Raw genomic sequence first — 583 nt, 5'->3', positions numbered from 1 at the left:
CCCCAATCGCGCCCGTACGCCCGCCAGCGAGCGTGCTGCCCTCCATCCGGACCTCCTATTCCGAGCCGCCGCTGGAGACAGTACAAGATCTAAAGATCCAAAGCGCTTTTGCAAGATCTTCAGTGTATATGCTGGGACATCCGGGGAGCATGTTAACAAGATCGCATACGATTGCAAGAAGAACCGTGGCCAGTGGCAGCCGTCAGTGATCGGTGCGTTACGCAAATTGGGGGCGATGGTGGGTGACGACGCCCCGCGGACATCGAGGAGGGGAGTGCGGTCATCGGGATGGCAGGTGATCGACAGGCCAGCCGAAGCTGGTCGGCGACGCGGGGCAGCGGCAGTCCGGTCGCGAGCAACGCGTGGACCAATATTCCACCTTCTGGTTTACTTGAAGCCTCCCTCTAGGGGCTCTAGGGGGAGTCCTCAAGCAATATGATGAGAGTCGCTCAGGCCTAGTGCTAGAATCGTCAAGCAGATGGTTGATGATTCGGTCGTCGCGGAGAGAGAGGGCAACGATGGCGTCACAGATCTTCGAGGCTCTTGCGAACCCGATCCGGTGTGACCTGGTCGAGCGGCTGAT

It is taken from the genome of Candidatus Protofrankia californiensis (assembly GCF_900634765.1).
GTDB lineage: Bacteria > Actinomycetota > Actinomycetes > Frankiales > Frankiaceae > Protofrankia > Protofrankia californiensis.
Note: the sequence above shows the minus strand (reverse complement) of the source record.